This window comes from Bacteroides sp. 519, assembly GCF_010500955.1.
In the GTDB taxonomy this organism is placed as follows: Bacteria; Bacteroidota; Bacteroidia; order Bacteroidales; family Bacteroidaceae; genus Bacteroides.
This window is the reverse complement of the sequence record NZ_QVMJ01000005.1, coordinates 135967-154306: the sequence shown is the minus strand read 5'-3', so window position 1 is coordinate 154306 and position 18340 is coordinate 135967. Positions and strand designations below refer to the sequence as shown.

9 protein-coding genes are annotated in these 18340 nt (G+C 43.7%); 8 read left to right on the top strand and 1 reads right to left on the bottom strand.

Annotation, left to right across the window (positions count from 1 at the left end):
- Window positions 1-47 precede the first annotated feature (47 nt).
- Window positions 48-956: an AraC family transcriptional regulator gene (locus D0T85_RS06980; protein ID WP_163211620.1), complete on the bottom strand. Its 909-nt coding sequence runs from the start codon at window positions 954-956 to the stop codon at window positions 48-50.
- A 205-nt stretch (window positions 957-1161) separates the two neighbouring features.
- Here D0T85_RS06980 and D0T85_RS06975 point away from each other — a divergent pair, with 205 nt between their 5' ends.
- The 8 genes from D0T85_RS06975 (at window position 1162) to D0T85_RS06940 (ending at window position 18196) form a co-directional block, all read left to right on the top strand.
- Window positions 1162-2544: a sugar porter family MFS transporter gene (locus D0T85_RS06975; RefSeq protein ID WP_370459936.1), complete on the top strand. Its 1383-nt coding sequence runs from the start codon at window positions 1162-1164 to the stop codon at window positions 2542-2544.
- Window positions 2545-2666: 122 nt separating this feature from the next.
- Complete coding sequence (locus D0T85_RS06970; protein ID WP_163211616.1) at window positions 2667-5990, top strand: DUF5107 domain-containing protein; 3324 nt, start codon at window positions 2667-2669, stop codon at window positions 5988-5990.
- A gap of 265 nt (window positions 5991-6255) precedes the next feature.
- Window positions 6256-7491, top strand: a complete 1236-nt coding sequence (locus D0T85_RS06965; protein ID WP_239060660.1) for a hypothetical protein — start codon at window positions 6256-6258, stop codon at window positions 7489-7491.
- A 130-nt stretch (window positions 7492-7621) separates the two neighbouring features.
- Window positions 7622-10633 (top strand): TonB-dependent receptor, encoded by a 3012-nt coding sequence (locus D0T85_RS06960; protein ID WP_163211614.1) that lies wholly within the window; start codon window positions 7622-7624, stop codon window positions 10631-10633.
- A 115-nt stretch (window positions 10634-10748) separates the two neighbouring features.
- Entirely contained in the window at window positions 10749-12371 is a 1623-nt protein-coding gene (locus D0T85_RS06955) for a RagB/SusD family nutrient uptake outer membrane protein (RefSeq protein ID WP_163211612.1), read from the top strand.
- A gap of 202 nt (window positions 12372-12573) precedes the next feature.
- On the top strand, window positions 12574-14211 hold the full coding sequence (locus tag D0T85_RS06950) for a glycoside hydrolase (protein ID WP_163211610.1): 1638 nt from the start codon (window positions 12574-12576) through the stop codon (window positions 14209-14211).
- 239 nt (window positions 14212-14450) lie between these two features.
- Window positions 14451-15410: a heparinase II/III family protein gene (locus D0T85_RS06945; RefSeq protein ID WP_239060659.1), complete on the top strand. Its 960-nt coding sequence runs from the start codon at window positions 14451-14453 to the stop codon at window positions 15408-15410.
- A gap of 11 nt (window positions 15411-15421) precedes the next feature.
- Complete coding sequence (locus D0T85_RS06940; protein WP_163211608.1) at window positions 15422-18196, top strand: glycoside hydrolase family 2 protein; 2775 nt, start codon at window positions 15422-15424, stop codon at window positions 18194-18196.
- Window positions 18197-18340: the final 144 nt, after the last annotated feature.

The following is an 18340-nucleotide window of genomic DNA, read 5'->3' as shown; positions in this document are numbered from 1 at the left end:
CGGAAGAAGTTATAAATAGCAAGAAAAAATGACTAATATTTATGATATTATTCCCCTATCTTTCTCATCCCTTTATCCTGATACCTTTTCCTATACTCCTTCGGGGTTATCTCCATTTCTTTATGAAACGCTTTCGAGAAATGAAAAGGGTCATAATAATTCAGCCGGAAAGCAATTTCTTTAACTTTTAGTTCCGAAAACTGTAAGTAACTGCATGCCCGTTGAATCTTTAACTGGTTATAATACTCAATCACCGAAAAAGAAGTACGTTGGCTAAATAATGTATTCAGGTGCGAACTGGAATAGCCTACCGCATTTGCAATATCCTCGAGGGTAACTTTATTCTCAAGATTGCTTTTCATGTACAGGATGCATTTTTGTACGATATCACTCTCCTTTAGTTTCTTGATTTCACGATACTGCGACACATATTTTAATGAAGCCAGAAAGTGCATCAGGCAAAAGCTGATATATTCAAGGTTCTCTGGGTTGTACCCCATTTCCAGATTCTGATACATTTCGTAAAACAGTTGTATGCGGTCTTGCTGCCGGCTTCGTTCCGATTGTTCCAGATGCATCAGCTTACCTATAATAGAACTGAACATATTAATGTTCTCGCCCTTGAAGTGTAACCAGTAAATGCTCCACGGATCGCGACTATCGGCACCGTAAGCATGTTTTTCGTTGGCGGGAATAATAAAGAAGCAATTCTCTTTCAACCAGATGCGCTCATTATTATACTCTATCCAGCCTTTCCCTTTTTCGCAATAAATAAAAATGTTTTCGTTGGCTCCTTCATCACGCACCCGGTGATGAAACTGGGCATCGGGGTAATAACCGATGTGGGTTATGTACATCTGTTTGGTAATCTCGTTCCCGGCCTGATACGTTCTTATATTATAAGGTGTAACAATGGCCCTTTCGCCTTTAAATCCGTCTGCAAGAAAGTTTTCCATGTTTGAGTAGTTGAGTGAGGTAAAGGAGGTAAAGTTAGGTAAAGGAGGTAAAGTAACGATGCCGCATGGTAACTTTACCTCCTTTACCTAACTTTACCTCCTTTACCTCACTGCAAAAATAGTCCTTTTTTACATGTTTTGCATACAATCTTACATTTTTGTTATGCGGCGATGCACTACTTTTGTCCTGTAATCATCTTAATTTATGAAAACCATGTATAAACACAAAAAAACCTATCTATTACTTATCACTTTTGTATCGGCCATGGGCGGATTACTATTCGGTTACGACTGGGTAGTTATCGGCGGAGCCAAAATATTCTACGAACCTTTCTTTGGGCTCGACGGGTCGGCTGCTATGCGTGGTTGGGCCATGAGTAGTGCCCTGATAGGGTGCTTGGTTGGTGCTTTACTGGCTGGACTTTGGAGTGATAAGTACGGCCGAAAGAAGATGCTGATTATTGCTGCCGCACTGTTTTCCATATCGGCTTACGGAACCGGAGCCGTAGACAACTTTACATGGTTTATTATTTACCGCATACTTGGAGGCTTTGGAATTGGTATTGCATCCAATATCTCACCTATATATATAGCAGAAGTTTCGCCCGCTTCGGTAAGAGGCAGGTTTGTGTCACTCAACCAGTTAACCATTGTATTGGGGATTCTGGCAGCGCAGATTGTTAACTGGCAAATAGGCGATTACTATATGCCCGATAAAAATGTACTTTCGCCCGATGGAGTAGAATGGGCTTGGCGTTGGATGTTCTGGGCCGAACTGGTTCCTGCTCTTATCTTCTTTGTATTAGCTTTTATTATTCCCGAAAGTCCGCGCTGGCTGGTTGTAAACCAGAAGAAGAGTGCTGCACACAACGTATTTGCCAAGATTGGAGGTGAGAAGTATGCCGACGCCGAAATGCTTGAAATAGAAAAGACCGCAGGCAATCAGGAGAAGACAGATTGGAAAGCATTGTTCCAGCCGAATGTTCGCAAAGTGTTGATTATAGGTATTGTACTGGCCATCTTCCAACAATGGTGTGGTATTAATGTAATCTTTAACTATGCACACGAAATATTCTCGGCAGCAGGTTACGCTGTATCCGATGTGTTAATGAATATCGTTGTAACCGGAGTTACCAATGTAATCTTCACCTTTGTTGCTATCTACACAGTAGACCGTTGGGGGCGCCGTGCGTTGATGTTTGTAGGTTCGGCCGGATTAGCTATTATTTACATTATTCTGGGTTCTTGTTATTATTTCGGTATTACTGGTTTGCCCATGTTGCTTCTGGTAGTTCTTGCTATTGCCTGCTATGCAATGTCGTTGGCACCTATTGTATGGGTAGTACTTTCCGAAATATTTCCCACCCGCATACGTGGTGCCGCAATGGCTGTGGCAACCTTTTTCCTGTGGGTAGCCAGCTTTGTACTTACCTACACGTTCCCTATAATGAACGAAACGCTGGGAGCTTCCGGAACTTTCTGGATTTACGGTGGTATCTGCGTAGCCGGCTTCCTGTTTATACGTTCGCAATTGCCCGAAACAAAAGGCAAGACGTTGGAAGAAATAGAAAATGAGCTCACAAAATAATTCAAAGGAGGTAAAGTGAGGTAGAGTGAGGTATAGGAGATAAAGTTTCGATGCCGCATGGAACTACTTTACCTCCTCTACCTCACTTTACCTCACTTCAGTACTAATTAAAACTTAAATCAATGGAAAAGATAACCAGTTATCTGATTCAATCTACAGTAAACGAAAAGAATGTAGTGAAAGCATGGGAAGAAAACATCATGCTGCCTACATACGAAATAGGAGAAGAAGAAAAGAATCCGATATTCCTTGAAAAGCGTGTTTATCAAGGTAGCTCGGGAGTTGTATACCCCTATCCGGTAGTTGAGAAAGTATCCGACGAGAAGAAAGATAAACAATACAAGGCGTTATTTATTGAGAACGAATATATCAAAGTCATGATATTGCCCGAACTGGGTGGACGCATTCACATGGCTTATGATAAAGTAAAGCAACGCCATTTTGTTTATTACAATCAGGTAATAAAGCCGGCTTTGGTAGGACTAACCGGTCCTTGGATTTCCGGTGGAATTGAATTCAACTGGCCACAGCACCACCGCCCAAGCACTTTTCTGCCAACCGATTACTTCATTGAAGAAAATGCCGACGGAAGTATCACCGTTTGGTGTAACGAAGTAGAACGCATGTTCCGCACCAAAGGAATGCAGGGCTTTACGCTTCATCCGGGGAAATCTTATATCGAAATCAAAGTAAAGGTGTACAACCGTACCTCCTTTCCGCAGACTTTCCTGTGGTGGGCCAATCCGGCTGTAGTGGTTAACGATGGATATCACTCGGTATTCCCACCCGATGTACATGCTGTATTCGATCATGGTAAGCGGGCAGTATCCAATTTCCCGATAGCAACCGGAGAATATTACAAACAGGATTATTCGGCAGGAGTGGATATTTCCAAATACAAGAATATCCCTGTACCTACTTCGTATATGGCCATACAGTCTAAGTTCGACTTTGTTGGCGGATACGAAGAAGATGTGAAAGCCGGATTGCTGCACGTAGCCAATCATCATGTGTCGCCCGGTAAAAAACAATGGACATGGGGCAATGGCGACTTTGGTATTGCATGGGACAGAAACCTTACAGACGAAGACGGCCCATACATAGAACTGATGACTGGTGTATATACCGATAATCAGCCTGATTTTACATGGCTACAACCCAACGAAGAGAAATCGTGGGTACAATACTTTATGCCTTATGCCGAAGTAGGTTATGTTAAGAATGCCAACAAAGATGCCATTGTTAACATTGATGTAAAAGGAGACAAAGCAACTATTATACTGTATACCACCTCAGCATTTAAGAACCTTCGGGTTATTTTGAAGAATGCAACAGGAAAGATTCTGGTAGATGACTATACCAACACATCTCCAGCCGAAACATATATAAAAGAAATAACAGTAGGCAATATCTTGCCCGAAGACCTGATCTTTGAGCTTTATACCGCCGAAGGCAAAGAACTGCTGACTTATAAAGCCGATAAACCGGAGATTAAACCAACTCCCGATCCTGCGAAAGCAGCAAAAGATCCTAAGGATATACCATCCATAGAGCAACTGTACCTAACAGGGCTTCATCTGGAACAGTATCGGCATGCTACCTATAATCCAATGGATTACTATATGGAAGCATTGAGCCGTGAACCCGGAGATATCCGTTGTAACAATGCAATAGGATTGTTGCTGATGCGCAAAGGGCAGTTTGTTAAAGCAGAGCCTTTTCTGCAAAGAGCCATAGAAACACAAATAGAACGCAGTCCTAACCCTTACGATGGCGAACCCCATTACAACCTGGGCTGGTGTTTAGATATGCAAGGCAAAAAAGACGAGGCCTATAAAGCCTTCTTCAAAGCCACTTGGAATGCAGCATGGCAAGACTCTGCTTACTATGCGCTGGCAAGAATTGATGCAAGCAAAGGATTATGGGAAGATGCTTTGGACAGAATAGACCGCAGCCTGATACGAAACTGGCACAACCACAAAGGCCGTCAGCTGAAAGCATCTATTTTAAGAAAGCTGGGTCGCAAAGAAGCAGCCCTGACCTTAATTGAAGAATCACTAAAGATAGATAAGTTCAACATGGGTTGCCGGTTCGAAAAGTACCTGTTAACCAATAACCCGGCCGATCTGGATGAACTGAAAACCATTATGCGTGGCGCTGTTCATCCGTACACCGAGTATGCGCTCGACTTTGCAGGAGCCGGATTGTTTGAAGAAGCCATCCAATTACTATCCTGTTGTATTACCGATGCAGATAATGTTTACCCCATGGTTTATTACACACTGGGATACTTCGCATCACAATCGGGCGATACGGCAAAGGCGAAGGAATATTATAGCAAAGCATCGAAGATGAATCCCGACAGATGTTTCCCCAACCGTATAGAGGATGTGAATATCCTACAAGATGCCATGAAGCTAAATCCTTCAGACTCATTTGCTCCTTACTATCTGGGTAACTTCTGGTATGCTTCCCGTCAGTACGACGAAGCCCGCAATTGTTGGGAACAATCTATGTGGCTAAACGAAACGTTCCCCACCGTACTACGTAATCTGGCGTTAGCCTATTACAATAAATACAACAAGAAACAGGAAGCCCGTGAACTGTTGGAAAAAGCATTCGCCTTGGATACAACCGACTCTCGTTTGTTAATGGAGTTAGACCAGTTATACAAGAAAATGGGAGATGCCCCTGCCCAACGCCTCGCTGTATTAGAGAAACATGCAGCACTGGTTGAAGAACGCGATGATCTTTGCATTGAACGCATCACCCTTTACAATCAGCTAGGCAGATATACGGAAGCTAAAGAACTGATTGCCTCATGTAAGTTCCACCCCTGGGAAGGCGGCGAAGGAAAGATTACAGGGCAATATACTATATGCCGGTTAGAGCTGGCCAAGCAAGCCATTCAGGATAAACAATACGGGGAAGCTTTACTCCTTCTCCACGAAACAGATGCGTACCCACATAATTTGGGCGAAGGTAAATTGGCAAATGCCGAAGAAAACGATGTTAATTATTACAAAGGAGTAGCTTACCGCGGTTTGGGTGATGAAGAAAAGGCAATCTTCTACTTCCAAAAAGCTACTGTAGGAACATCGGAGCCTCAACAGGCATTCTATTATAACGATCAGCAACCGGATAAAATATTCTATCAGGGCTTAGCTTGGGAAGCCCTTGGAGACACAAATAAAGCACATAGCCGTTACAACAAACTGATAGACCACGGCAAGAAACACCTCTTCGACAACTGTCGTATTGATTACTTTGCAGTATCTCTTCCCGATCTGGCCATTTGGGAAGACGATTTAAACATCCGCAACAAAATACATTGCTATTATGTTATGGCATTGGGATATAGCGGACTGGGCGAAGTAGAGGCTTCGGAAATGTATTATTCTAAGGTAAAAGAGCTTGATGTAAACAAGCAAGTTTTCAGGAAATAACAATTACTCTCATCCGAGAGTTTCTGGAGGCCAACGGCCTCAATGCAATAGCGTAGGGCAAAGCCCTACGCAAGGGATTCATTGTGCATTATGACCCCAAAAGGGGTCAACTCAACTGATATAAAGTTGACCCCGTTGGGGTCGGTGAAACGCGCACAACAATACGTAGGGCTTTGCCCTACGCTATTGAACAAAGGCCGTTGGCCTTAGACCCTAATTTTTAAACAACCCAATTAATAGTTTACCAATAATCTAAAAAAAGACCATGAGACAAAGTTATTTATTATTCCTATCCATCATGCTTTTTCTACTGATAGGTTGTAATGACAACGACACATCCTATCCCGCTTCGGATATGCCCGAAATCACAGTAGAAAGAAACGAACTGTACTCCGTACCCAATCGGAAGTTTACGATTAAAGCCAATCTGAAAGATGATTTGGGACTAAAGAGTCTGAGGATATACATCCCCGAGCTCTATCTGGATAAAGAAATTCTGTTTCCAACAGATGAATTACTAACTGAATACAAGTTGGAATATCAGTTTCTTGCTCCCGCCGATACAAAAGAAACCGAAACATACAAAGTGAACCTTACATTGACAGATGTATCGGAAAACAGCGTATCGAAAGAACTCAACCTTAAACTGGATGGTGACTTTAATGCCCCGGCACTAAGCAACATCAAGCCAATTAACGGTAGTGTTATATTTATGGCCGACGATATGAAGGTTAATGTAGCATTCAACGTAACCGATGTTACAGGTATAGACTCGGTACTGGTGTACAACAAAGAACTGGGTATCAACGAAAAGATTAAAGTTGGAGGTGGTAACACATACAGCTTTGCCAAGACGTATCCTGTTCCGGCAGAACTTAAATCGTATGATATCGCAGTTACAACAGTTGATAACTTCGTAGAACCTAACAGGGGGAAAACCACTATCAAGTTCAGTGTATCTGAAGGACTTACCGAAATGTTCCTGGCCGATGTATCGAAAGATACCGATCTAACTGCCGATGTCTTTGGAGTACCCATGTACTTCCACACGCTAGCCGATGGCGTATTTACCTTTAAATATTATGCCGATAGCGATAACAAAGAAATTTATTTCCTTGGACAGGAGGCTTCTTTTGAACCTCATTGCTTCGGAGCCATTGCCGATGGTAAACTCGAAAACAGCGATACAGCACCAGCCGTAGTACTACCAACCAAAGGATACTACCTGATAACTGTTGATCCTGCTGCCCTTACCTATACAGCAACCCCATATACTCCCGAGTCGGTGATTCATACTCCGGGTAATATTACAATATGTGGTAGTGGCTTTGTGGGTGCCGGTTGGGATTCGGCAAATACCGACTTCCTTGTTTCGGCTAATCCGGAAAATCCTTACCAGTTATACCGTGCATCCATGCCGCTTAATGGAACAGATCTTTCTATGACCATCAGTGCACCGGGATGGACTAACCCTTGGTGGAGACTTGAAACGGAAAAATAGGATTCCTTGGTGGTGGAAACCATACCTATACAGGAGCCGAAGGCACATACCGTTTTGTTATGGATACCGAACTTGAACGGGCATGGCTCATCAAGGAGTAATGAATAACTCACTAAACAAAAGAATTAACATGAAAAGCATTATTTTAACCATAACACTCTTGTTGCTACCTTTATTGGCAGCAACAGCACAAATAAAAATACAAGGTACTGTTACCGATGGTTTGAACGAACCATTAATCGGCGTAAACATACTTGAGAAAGGCACACAGAATGGAGTAATAACCGATATCAACGGACAATACACCATTACTGTTGCCGGCGAAGCATCCGAAATAACATTCTCGTACATTGCTTATAAAACTGTAACCCAACGTGTAGGACAACAAAGAACCATCAATGTAACCCTACACGACGATACCGAGATGCTCGACGAAGTAGTGGTTGTAGGTTTTGGTGTGGTGAAGAAAAGCGACCTTACCAGTTCCATAGCATCCGTAAAAGGAAGCGAACTAAAGTCTATGAGTGTAGGAAACGCCAACCAAAGTTTGCAAGGAAAAGCAGCGGGAGTTCAGATTATTAGTGCCGGTAATCCCGGCGGACAGCCCAAAGTGCTTATCCGCGGATTCTCTACAGTGTCTCTTTCTACCGATCCTTTGTATGTAGTAGACGGTGTACCCATTAGCGGAGGTATCAACTTTCTTAACCCCAATGAGATTGAAAGTATGGAAGTACTTAAAGACGCATCGGCAAGTGCTATTTACGGTAGCCGTGCATCGAATGGGGTAATTATGGTTAGTACCCGCAAAGGCAAGGAAGGCAAACCAACATTCAGCCTCGACCTGAGTTATGGATTTCAGGAAATGAAGAATCCCTATAACATGGCCGATGCACAGGAATATGCCGAAATACTAAATACTGCTGCCCTGAATGCAGGCTATCCCAAAGAATTTGATAACCCTGCCGATTACGCCGGTAAAACTACCGATTGGTGGGGAGCAGGTATCCGCAAGTACTCGCCGCAAATGAATATGAGCTTCGGTGTACAGGGAGGAACAGATAAGAGCAAGTACTCTTTCAGTCTGAATTATTACGAACAAGACTCTTTCTATAAGAAGGGAGATTACAAGAGGTTTACAGCACGCTTTACTAACGATTATGTTTTCAACAAATACATTTCGGTAGGTTATATGCTTAACCCACGTTACGAAAACTGGGGTAACCCCACCAACTGGGCCGATTTTGACCGTGTTGATCCTATCACACCTATTTATAAAGCAGCCGAAGACCTTACAGGCGAAGAAAACGAGTACAGTGTATACTCTCGTTCGCCGTCGTATGTATGGAACCCCGTAGCAACGGTACACCGCTGGAACGAGGACTACAAAAGCTATGCGCTATCAACAAGTGCGTACATCCAGATAACCCCGATCAAGAATCTTGTATTCCGTTCGCAGGGAGCTTTCGAACTGGATTCTCGCCTGTATAAAAAGTTTGCGCCCGACTTTGTGATTGATGCTGCACACGAGTTTCAAACCAATAACAAGGTAACACGCGAGCAGCCCATGTATCGCAACTGGAGTGTACAAAACACGTTAACCTACATCTTCTCACTGAAAGATAAACACAACTTTACCGCCATGTTGGGTAATACGTTAGAAGAGTGGAACACCAATACCTTTACCGGAACCAAGGAGAAAACACCCAATAACTCGGATGTTTTACAGGAACTCGATGCAGCCACAGGCAATGCAACAGCCACCGGTACATTGGCAACAACTTCGGTAATGTCGTATCTGGGTAGAATAATGTACAACTACGATAACAAGTATTATCTTACAGCTACCTATCGTGCCGACGGATCTTCTAAGTTTATGAAGAAAAACAAATGGGCATCGTTCCCATCGGCATCCTTTGCATGGCGTGTTTCGGCCGAACCATTTATGCAGAGTACCAAAGAGATTATCAACGATCTTAAGGTTCGTGTAGGTTGGGGACAAGTAGGTAATCAAAATCTGCCTGCTGCTGTTTACATGTCGAAACTGGGACAGAACTACTATCCCATTGGCGGCAATCCTCAAAACACCACTTACCCAAGTGCCATTAAGAACGAAGACATCCGTTGGGAAACTGTTGAAGACATCAATGCAGGTATCGACTTTAGTTTATTGCAAGGCAAGTTTAGCGGATCGGTTGAGTATTACGTAAAGAAAACCAAAAACATGCTCTTCCAAAAAGCATATCCAAACTACTCAGGATATCCCAGCGATGCTAAGATATGGACAAATGTAGGCTCTATGCGTTCACGTGGTTTCGACATTAGCTTGGGCTATAACGATCGTTGTGGTGATTTTGAATGGGGAGCCAGTTTCAACCTGACTACCTTCAATGTTGAAATGACAGAGTTGACCGGCGATAAAGAACCTTTGTACGGCAACAGCGAAAAAACCAAAACAATAGAAGGTGAAGCACCAGGTTTCTTCTACGGATATGTAGCCGATGGAATATTCCAGAACAAAACAGAAATAAACAGCCATACCAATAACAAAGGAGAGTTTTTGCAACCAAACGCAGTTCCGGGCGACATTCGCTTTAAGGATGTAAACGGCGACGGGTTACTAAACGCCAGCGACCGTACTAAGATTGGATCGCCATGGGCCGATGCAACGATGGGACTTAACCTGAACTTCGGTTACAAGAACTTCGATCTTATTGCTAATCTCTATGCCAGTGTAGGAAACGACTTGGTTAATCAAAACAAGAACGAACTGCACAACGCAGTAGGAAAAACCAATAAAGTAAGCGGTTTAATCAATAAAGCATGGCATGGCGAAGGTACATCGAACGATATTCCACGTTTGGCATCGAACGATAACAACCAGAATTATTCCTACTTCTCATCTTTCTATATTGAAGATGGTTCGTACTTACGGTTAAAGAATCTACAATTGGGATATACATTCAATAAGATTCCCGGACTCAATAAACTAAGAGTATATCTGTCGGCACAAAACCTGTTTACATTAACCAATTACAACGGCGTTGATCCCGAAGTATCAGGAAGCATCACAAGTTTTGGTTTTGGTGGATGGACTTATCCGGTACAAAGAACCTATGTAATGGGAGTAAATGTTAGTTTTTAAGTTTTTTGAGTTTTTGAGTTTTTAAGGATTTAAGCTTAAACTCAAAAACTCACAAACTTAAAAACTCACAAACTCACAAACTTAAAAACTTAAAAACTCAAAAACTCAAAAACTTATGAAAAAGATAATATTCTCCGCCCTGATTGTAACCATGGGACTGTTTGCCTGCGATGACTTCATCGAACACGATGAACGCGGAACCCAGAACCTCGATAATTACTTTCAAACAGCCGAAGAGTGTCAGGTGTTTGTAAACGACCTGTACCGAAGTGCGTTTATGATAAACAACTGGGAATACCAGGCCACACGCCTTGCCAACGAAACTGCTACCGACGACGCGTGGATGGGTAACACCGGACAAGATGCATCCAGCTTTCAACCGGCTGCACATTACCTTATAGCTCCCAACCGGATGGGATACCTCAGCACCGAGTTTGCAAAACGATTCGAAAATATCTCTGCTTGCAATCTGGCAATTAACAACATACCCGGTGCCCCTGTTTCCGAAGCACAAAAAGATCAATTGGTAGGCGAAGCATTGTTTATGCGTGCATACAATTACTATCACCTGGTAAATAACTTTGGTGGCGTACCCTTGATTCTTACCACCCTCTCAACAAGCGAGATGAACAAAGAACGTGTAAGTAAAGAGGAAATATATGCGCAGATTGAAAGCGACCTTAAGGCAGCCATCCCCCGTGTAAAAGCATCATACGGATCAACCGATGTAGGCCGGGTAAATAAATGGGCTTGTACTGCAATGCTGGCACGTGTAAGTTTGTTCCAAAGCAAATGGCAACAAGCCTACCACTATGCCGACACAACCATTGTTAACAGTGGCTATACACTGGAACCCAACTTTGTGAATATATGGGATGTTAACAATCACAACGGTGTAGAGTCTATATTGGAGATGCAAACTCATCCTATTACCATTTCGAGCAGTATATGGCAGGGCAACGAGCTGTGTACATTTACAGGCGCCCGTGGCGAGAAAAAAGAGAACTTCCCCAGCAATAGCACAGACGATGTGATGGACGGTTGGGGATGGGGAACCCCTACCAGCGATCTGGAAAACTGCTACATCAGTGAAAAAGATGATATACGCCGGCGTAGTACCATTACCCGCTGTGGCGAGGCAGCCTATGGAGACGAAGTAGACAATCCTACACACATCTTTGATCTGGCACAGAACAAATCGGGCCGTATTATCCGTAAGTTCTACCTTCCTGTAGCTACCCGCCGCGCATTGGAAGATAAACGTTTCCATGCTCCACTTAATGTACCCGTACTACGTTTGGCCGAGATGTATTTAACAAGAGCAGAGGCTGCTTACTATCAAAACAACTTCGATCAGGCAGCTAACGATATGGACGTTGTACGTGCAAGGGTTAATCTGGCTCCTAAAAAAGGAACAGTAACCGGCAACGACCTGTTACGTGCCATCTGGAAAGAACGCCGTATGGAACTTGCTTTCGAAGACATACGCCTGTACGACATACGTCGCCAGATTGATCCGGATACCCAAAAACCGGTGATTGCCAGCTTAATGGGGGCAAATGGTAGCTTTATACGCTACAACACAACCCAATCTACCGACGAGTACGAAACCACCAACTTGAAAGAGTTGCAGAATAAAGGTATCAACTTCGACATTAATAAGCATCTGTTATGGCCTATCCCGCAATCGGAAATAGACCGCAGTTCGGGTAAAATAACACAGAATCCCAATTACTAATGCAATAGCTTTTGTTTGGGTAGACCCGGGTGTACAACCTCTGTACACCTGGGTGTACAAGCCACTAACACCCGGGTGTACAAGGCCCGTAGACCCGGGTGTACAAAGGGTGTACACCCGGGTGTTCCCAAATAAAAGCAATAAGCATTTAAAACGAAAGCTATCGGGATACCAAACAAAAGCAATAATCAATAGAACAACAATGCACTATAAAATTAGCTCAATAGCCCTGGTAATAGTAGGAATGGTGATAACATTCACTGCTTGCGGGTCGAAAGTTAAGAATCCGCCACCACCCGTTTACACCGGAATACATACCATTAAAATAAATGCAGAGCAGGAACTACAAACCATGGATGGCTTTGGTGCATCCGATGCCTGGCGTTGCCAGATGGTAGGAAAATACTGGCCCGAAGAAAAAAAGAATGCCATAGCCGACATGCTATTCAGTAGCGAGGTCGACGAAAAAGGAAATCCCCGCGGTATAGGGCTATCCATTTGGCGCTTTTATCTCGGTGCAGGAAGCACCGAACAAGGCGAGGAAAGCGATATATACGACGAGTGGCGCCGGGGCGAATGTTTCCAGAACCCCGACGGAACATATAACTGGCAAAAACAGGAAGGACAACGCTGGTTTCTGCAAGCTGCCCGTAAGCGGGGAGTTGAAAAGTACCTTGCCTTCACCATCAGCCCACCCGTACACATGACGATTAACGGGAAAGCCTTTTCACCACAAAAAGAATACCTGAATATAAAAGAAGGAATGCTGCCCCGGTACGCCGATTTTTTGGTAGATTGCATAGAGAATCTGCAAAAAAACGAAGGCATAACCTTCAACTATCTAAGTCCGATAAACGAACCGCAATGGGATTGGATGGAGAAAGGAAACGGTAAAGCTTCGCAAGAAGGTACCCCGGCCACAAACCGGGAGCTGTACGATTTCACTTCACTGTTATCGAAAAAACTTAGCGAAAGAAAGTTGAATACAACCATCGCCCTAGGCGAAGCCGCAGTTATTAATTACCTCTATGAGGATGTAAACAACGAAACCCGCGACAATCAGGTGAGCGATTTCTGGGACCCTGCTTCTCCTCTTTGCATAGCTTCTTTGCCCAATGTTGAGCAGGTTATTACAGGTCACAGTTACTTCTCGGTATGGCCGGTGGCCGATCAGGTGGAGTATCGCCGTAAACTGAATGCCCGTATAAAACAATATCCCGGTTTAAAATACTGGCAAACCGAATACTGTATCCTTGAACAACCGGGCGAAAGCGAGTTACCCGGCGGTAGCGGAGGTAAGCGCGACTTGGGAATGCAAACTGCAATCTTTGTGGCACGTATCATCCATAACGATTTGGTGGTAGCCAATGCCTCGTCGTGGCAATGGTGGACAGCACTTACCCGTGCCGATTTTAAAGACGGTCTTATTTATCTGGACGATGGAAACGGCACCGGCAGTCAGGATACCGGATACTGTAAGTACGATGGTTTTGCACGTTCATCCAAATTAATGTGGGCGTTGGGCAATTATTCGTTCTTCATCCGGCCCGGCATGAAACGCATACAAATAGAGAACCAGAACCATGAACAGGCTGCAACAAATGTAATGGTAAGTGCCTATAAAGATACCTCAACCGGTAAACTTGTGATAGTAGCCATTAATGCAAGCGATAAAGAAACCACCTGCAAACTTGATATAGATAAGAAGTTGAAAAACAACACACTGATACCTTATATAACTTCCGAAACATCGAATCTGCAAAAAGGTACAGCAGTGAGTTTGGACGAAATGGTGATAGCGCCTAAATCTATAGTGACGTTTGTGGGAGAAATGGAGTGAATTGAGAATGTAATACAAGACAGAGGATTTTAAATTGTAATATGCCGCATGGAATTCCCCGCCCTTGAGGGGCGGGGTGGCCTTCAGGCCGGGGCGGGGAGTAAAACCACCCGCTTGGAAACTTGGCTGTGGTATTTACCCCCCTCTCCGCCCTATGGGCACCTCTCCCCTCTAGGGAGAGGAGTTCCATGCGGCATCTTTATGAAAGAATATTTATCAAAATTATATAACCAATCAATATGCCCAGATACCTCCTCCTCCTATTATTCCTGGCCTGTTGTTGCCACATGCAACCCCAAACAGCACAACGCGAGAGCATCCCCCTGAACGGGATATGGAACTTTAAGCTCGACCCCATGAACGTAAGCATACCAGTAAAAGGCAGCAACCTGGTAAGCAAGCTACCCGAAACAATTGTGCTTCCCGGCTCAACCGACCAAGCCGGGAAAGGTTACAAAACACAGGATATGACCTCCATCCGGTTGACCCGCCTCTTTGAATACAGCGGTGCTGCTTGGTATGAAAAAGACAATATCTTTGTTCCCCAAGGCTGGAGCAACAAACAACTCTCTATTTCCATACACAATGGAGAGAAAGAAGTTGTGTCTGATATGGGTACATCGGCCTACGGAGTACCTGCTTTCACCCGTTGGTATCGGAAAACCTTATCGCACAGCACCCTTACTGTTGATGCCAAAGACCAACGCGAAACAATTGGAAAACTGGTTTCATTTAAAGCCACCCGCGATGGGGGACAGGTTCGTGCAGCATCGTCCGATGCATATCCGGGCATAGAGATGGACAGGCAACTCACCCTGAAAAAGAACAAACTAACAGATGTATTCACCGCCCGCTCTACAGATAAACATACATACGATTATGTATTGATATTAACAGATAAACCTATCTTTGCAGCAACAGGGAAACCAATTACACTGAACGATGCCCCGGTTTACAACTATATAACAAAAGCAGAAACCCGAACAGCATCGGCACCCGTTAGTTGTAAAACAGGAAGTACGGAACTGATTATCCGGCTACCCGAAAACCAAACATTCGAAATCATCACCGGAGAAGCTCCGGGTATACCGCCGGGCAACGAACGGGTTAATGAGAAATATCCCACACACCTTTGTTACCCATTGATTATCCGGGTAAAGGACAAGAATATAAAAGTAGAAACCGAATGGAAATTATAAAATAAAGCTATATGAAAAAAAGTAAGATTCTCCTTGTATTAAGCATCATTGCTTCAATAGCAGTGTCGTGCACTCAACCCGCGAATGAAATCAATCTGTCCGGTCAGTGGGAAGTAGCACTCGATAGCCTCGACCGTGGCATAACCGAGAAATGGTACGAGCAAACTTTTCAGGATAAAATAACCCTTCCCGGAACCCTTTGCGATGCCGGATATGGTACTCCCTGTACCCTTGAACCAGTGATGGAGAAAGAAATATTCCTCAACCTGAAACGCAAGTACGATTATGTAGGTGTGGCTTGGTACAAAAGAGAAATAACTATTCCAACCGATTGGGCAAACTGTAATATAATTCTTACCCTTGAACGGGTGATATGGAACTCGCAGGTATGGATAAACGGCAAGAAGGTAGAAGGCTTTAACCAAAGTTTGAGCACCCCGCACTATTTCGATTTGGGCGAATACCTTGAACCAGGCAAAAGTAACATCCTTGCCATCCGTATTGATAACAGTAAGCAACACGATATCTCTGTGAGAGACCTTGCCCATGCCTATACCAACGATACACAAACCATGTGGAACGGTATTTTGGGGCAAATAGCACTAACGGTAAAGGAAAAAGCATATATTCAGGAATTACGGCTAACTCCCGATGTAGACAATGCCAAAGTAAATGTAGCCGTAAAAGTATCTTCGCCCGTATCAGGACAGATGCAGTTAACAGTAAAAAGTCCATCCGGAAAAACATTACCTGCTGTAAAAGTACAAGTTGATGGAAAGGAAACAAGCTTTGAGTATGCTATCAAAGACCCATTGTTGTGGGATGAATTCAATCCCAATATCTACGAAGCAACTGCTACATTAGAATCAGATAACGGCATTGACTCTAAGAGCGAAACCTTTGGTATGCGAAAACTAACCAACAACAATGCACTGTTACAAATAAACGGCAACAGAATATTCCTTCGCGGAACGTTAGAATGCTGTATCTTCCCATTGAAAGGCTATCCACCAACCGATAAAGCCGGATGGGAAAAGGTATTCAATGCTGCACGCGATTACGGATTAAACCATATCCGCTTCCATTCATGGTGCCCTCCTAAAGCAGCTTTTGAGGTAGCCGACCGCATGGGATTCTACCTACAAGTAGAACTTCCATTGTGGGTGTTGACTGTAGGCAAAGACGAACCAACAATGAATTTCCTCTATGATGAGGCCAACCGCATTATGAAAGAATACGGAAACCATCCGTCGTTCTGCTTCTGGAGTTTGGGTAACGAACTGCAAGGCGACTTTACTGCAATGGATAAATTACTTACCAATATAAAGGAACGCGATAACCGGCATCTGTATATGACTACTTCTTTCACCTTTGAACAGGGACATGGCGGATGGCCTGAACCAAACGATGACTTCTGGGTTACCCAGTGGACAAACAATGGTTGGGTTCGCGGTCAGGGTATATTCGATGATCAGCCGGCCGGCTTCAATATGGATTATTCTGCATCTATTCAGGGATTGCCTGTTCCGTTGATTACCCACGAAATAGGTCAGTACAGTGTATTCCCTAACCTGAAAGAGATTGATAAATACACAGGTAACCTTATGCCATTAAACTTCAAAGCCGTAGCAAAGGACCTGGAAAAGAAAGGCCGTTTGCATCTGGCAGAAGATAATTTAAAGGCAAGTGGTAAACTAGCCGTTATTCTGTATAAAGAGGAAATAGAACGGGCACTTAAAACTCCCGGTTTCAGTGGCTTCCAGTTATTGGATTTACACGACTTCCCCGGGCAAGGTACCGCGCTTGTAGGTATTATTGATGCTTTCTGGGAAAGCAAAGGATTAATTACCCCCGAAGAGTTCCGTCGTTTTTGTGCACCTGTAGTACCTTTGGTACGATTTGCAAAGGCAACTTATATGAATAATGAAACCTTTGAAGCCGCATTCGAGGTGGCTAATTTCAGCAATAGGGCAATAAGTGGCATTCAACCGGAATGGAGTTTAAGCAATCCAACCGGAACGGTTATAGCAAAAGGCGAATTAAACAAACAAGATGTAGCTATAGGAAACGGATTTAAACTAGGTAACATCTCTGTTCCGTTAAATACGGTTACTACAGCTGATAAACTAACGCTATCTGTGAAATTCAAAGGAACCGATTATCAGAACTCATGGGATTTGTGGGTATATCCGCAGGATATTCCAGCAGCAGGTAACGAAGTTTTCTATACCCAAAGCTTTGCCGAGGCAGAGAAAGCGCTTCAACAAGGTAAAAAAGTACTGCTTAATCCTAAAAAGGAGGATATCAACGGACTGGAAGGAAAGTTTGTACAGGTATTCTGGAGCCCGGTTCATTTCCCCAATCAGCCGGGAACAATGGGTGTACTTTGCGATCCGTCGCATCCGGCATTGGCACACTTCCCCACCGAAATGCACAGCAACTGGCAATGGTGGGATATCTGCAAAAATGCAAAGACAATGGAACTGGATGGCTTGAAACAGAACATGCAACCTATTATCCGTATGGTTGATAACTTCTATAAGAACCGGAATCTGGGATTGGTATTCGAGGCCAAAGCCGGAAAGGGAAAACTGTTAGTAAGCAGTTCCGATTTGTCGAGTCAATTGGAGTCTCGCCCTGTAGCCCGTCAGTTGCGTTATAGTTTGATGAAGTATATGGAATCATCGGAGTTTAATCCGCAGGAAGAAGTGTCTTTCGATGTGGTTAGGAAAGAATTACATAATGTGGGTAAGGTGAAGGAAGAAAAGAGGTCTATTTACGAATAAATATTGAAACGCTAAATACTCTTCCCTAAGATACTTTTGTATCTTCCCTGTGGCACTTTTGTATCTTGCCTGTGGCACTTTTGTATCTTGCCTATGATACTTTTGTACCACAGGCGTGATACTTTTTTCTCACAGGTAAAAAAC

What these genes read in the sequence shown, in the direction of transcription:
- D0T85_RS06980 (WP_163211620.1), bottom strand. Translation starts at nt 956, where the DNA reads ATGGAAAACTTTCTTGCAGACGGATTTAAAGGCGAAAGGGCCATTGTT.
- D0T85_RS06975 (WP_370459936.1), top strand. Translation starts at nt 1,162, where the DNA reads ATGAAAACCATGTATAAACACAAAAAAACCTATCTATTACTTATCACT.
- D0T85_RS06970 (WP_163211616.1), top strand. Translation starts at nt 2,667, where the DNA reads ATGGAAAAGATAACCAGTTATCTGATTCAATCTACAGTAAACGAAAAG.
- D0T85_RS06965 (WP_239060660.1), top strand. Translation starts at nt 6,256, where the DNA reads ATGAGACAAAGTTATTTATTATTCCTATCCATCATGCTTTTTCTACTG.
- D0T85_RS06960 (WP_163211614.1), top strand. Translation starts at nt 7,622, where the DNA reads ATGAAAAGCATTATTTTAACCATAACACTCTTGTTGCTACCTTTATTG.
- D0T85_RS06955 (WP_163211612.1), top strand. Translation starts at nt 10,749, where the DNA reads ATGAAAAAGATAATATTCTCCGCCCTGATTGTAACCATGGGACTGTTT.
- D0T85_RS06950 (WP_163211610.1), top strand. Translation starts at nt 12,574, where the DNA reads ATGCACTATAAAATTAGCTCAATAGCCCTGGTAATAGTAGGAATGGTG.
- D0T85_RS06945 (WP_239060659.1), top strand. Translation starts at nt 14,451, where the DNA reads ATGCCCAGATACCTCCTCCTCCTATTATTCCTGGCCTGTTGTTGCCAC.
- D0T85_RS06940 (WP_163211608.1), top strand. Translation starts at nt 15,422, where the DNA reads ATGAAAAAAAGTAAGATTCTCCTTGTATTAAGCATCATTGCTTCAATA.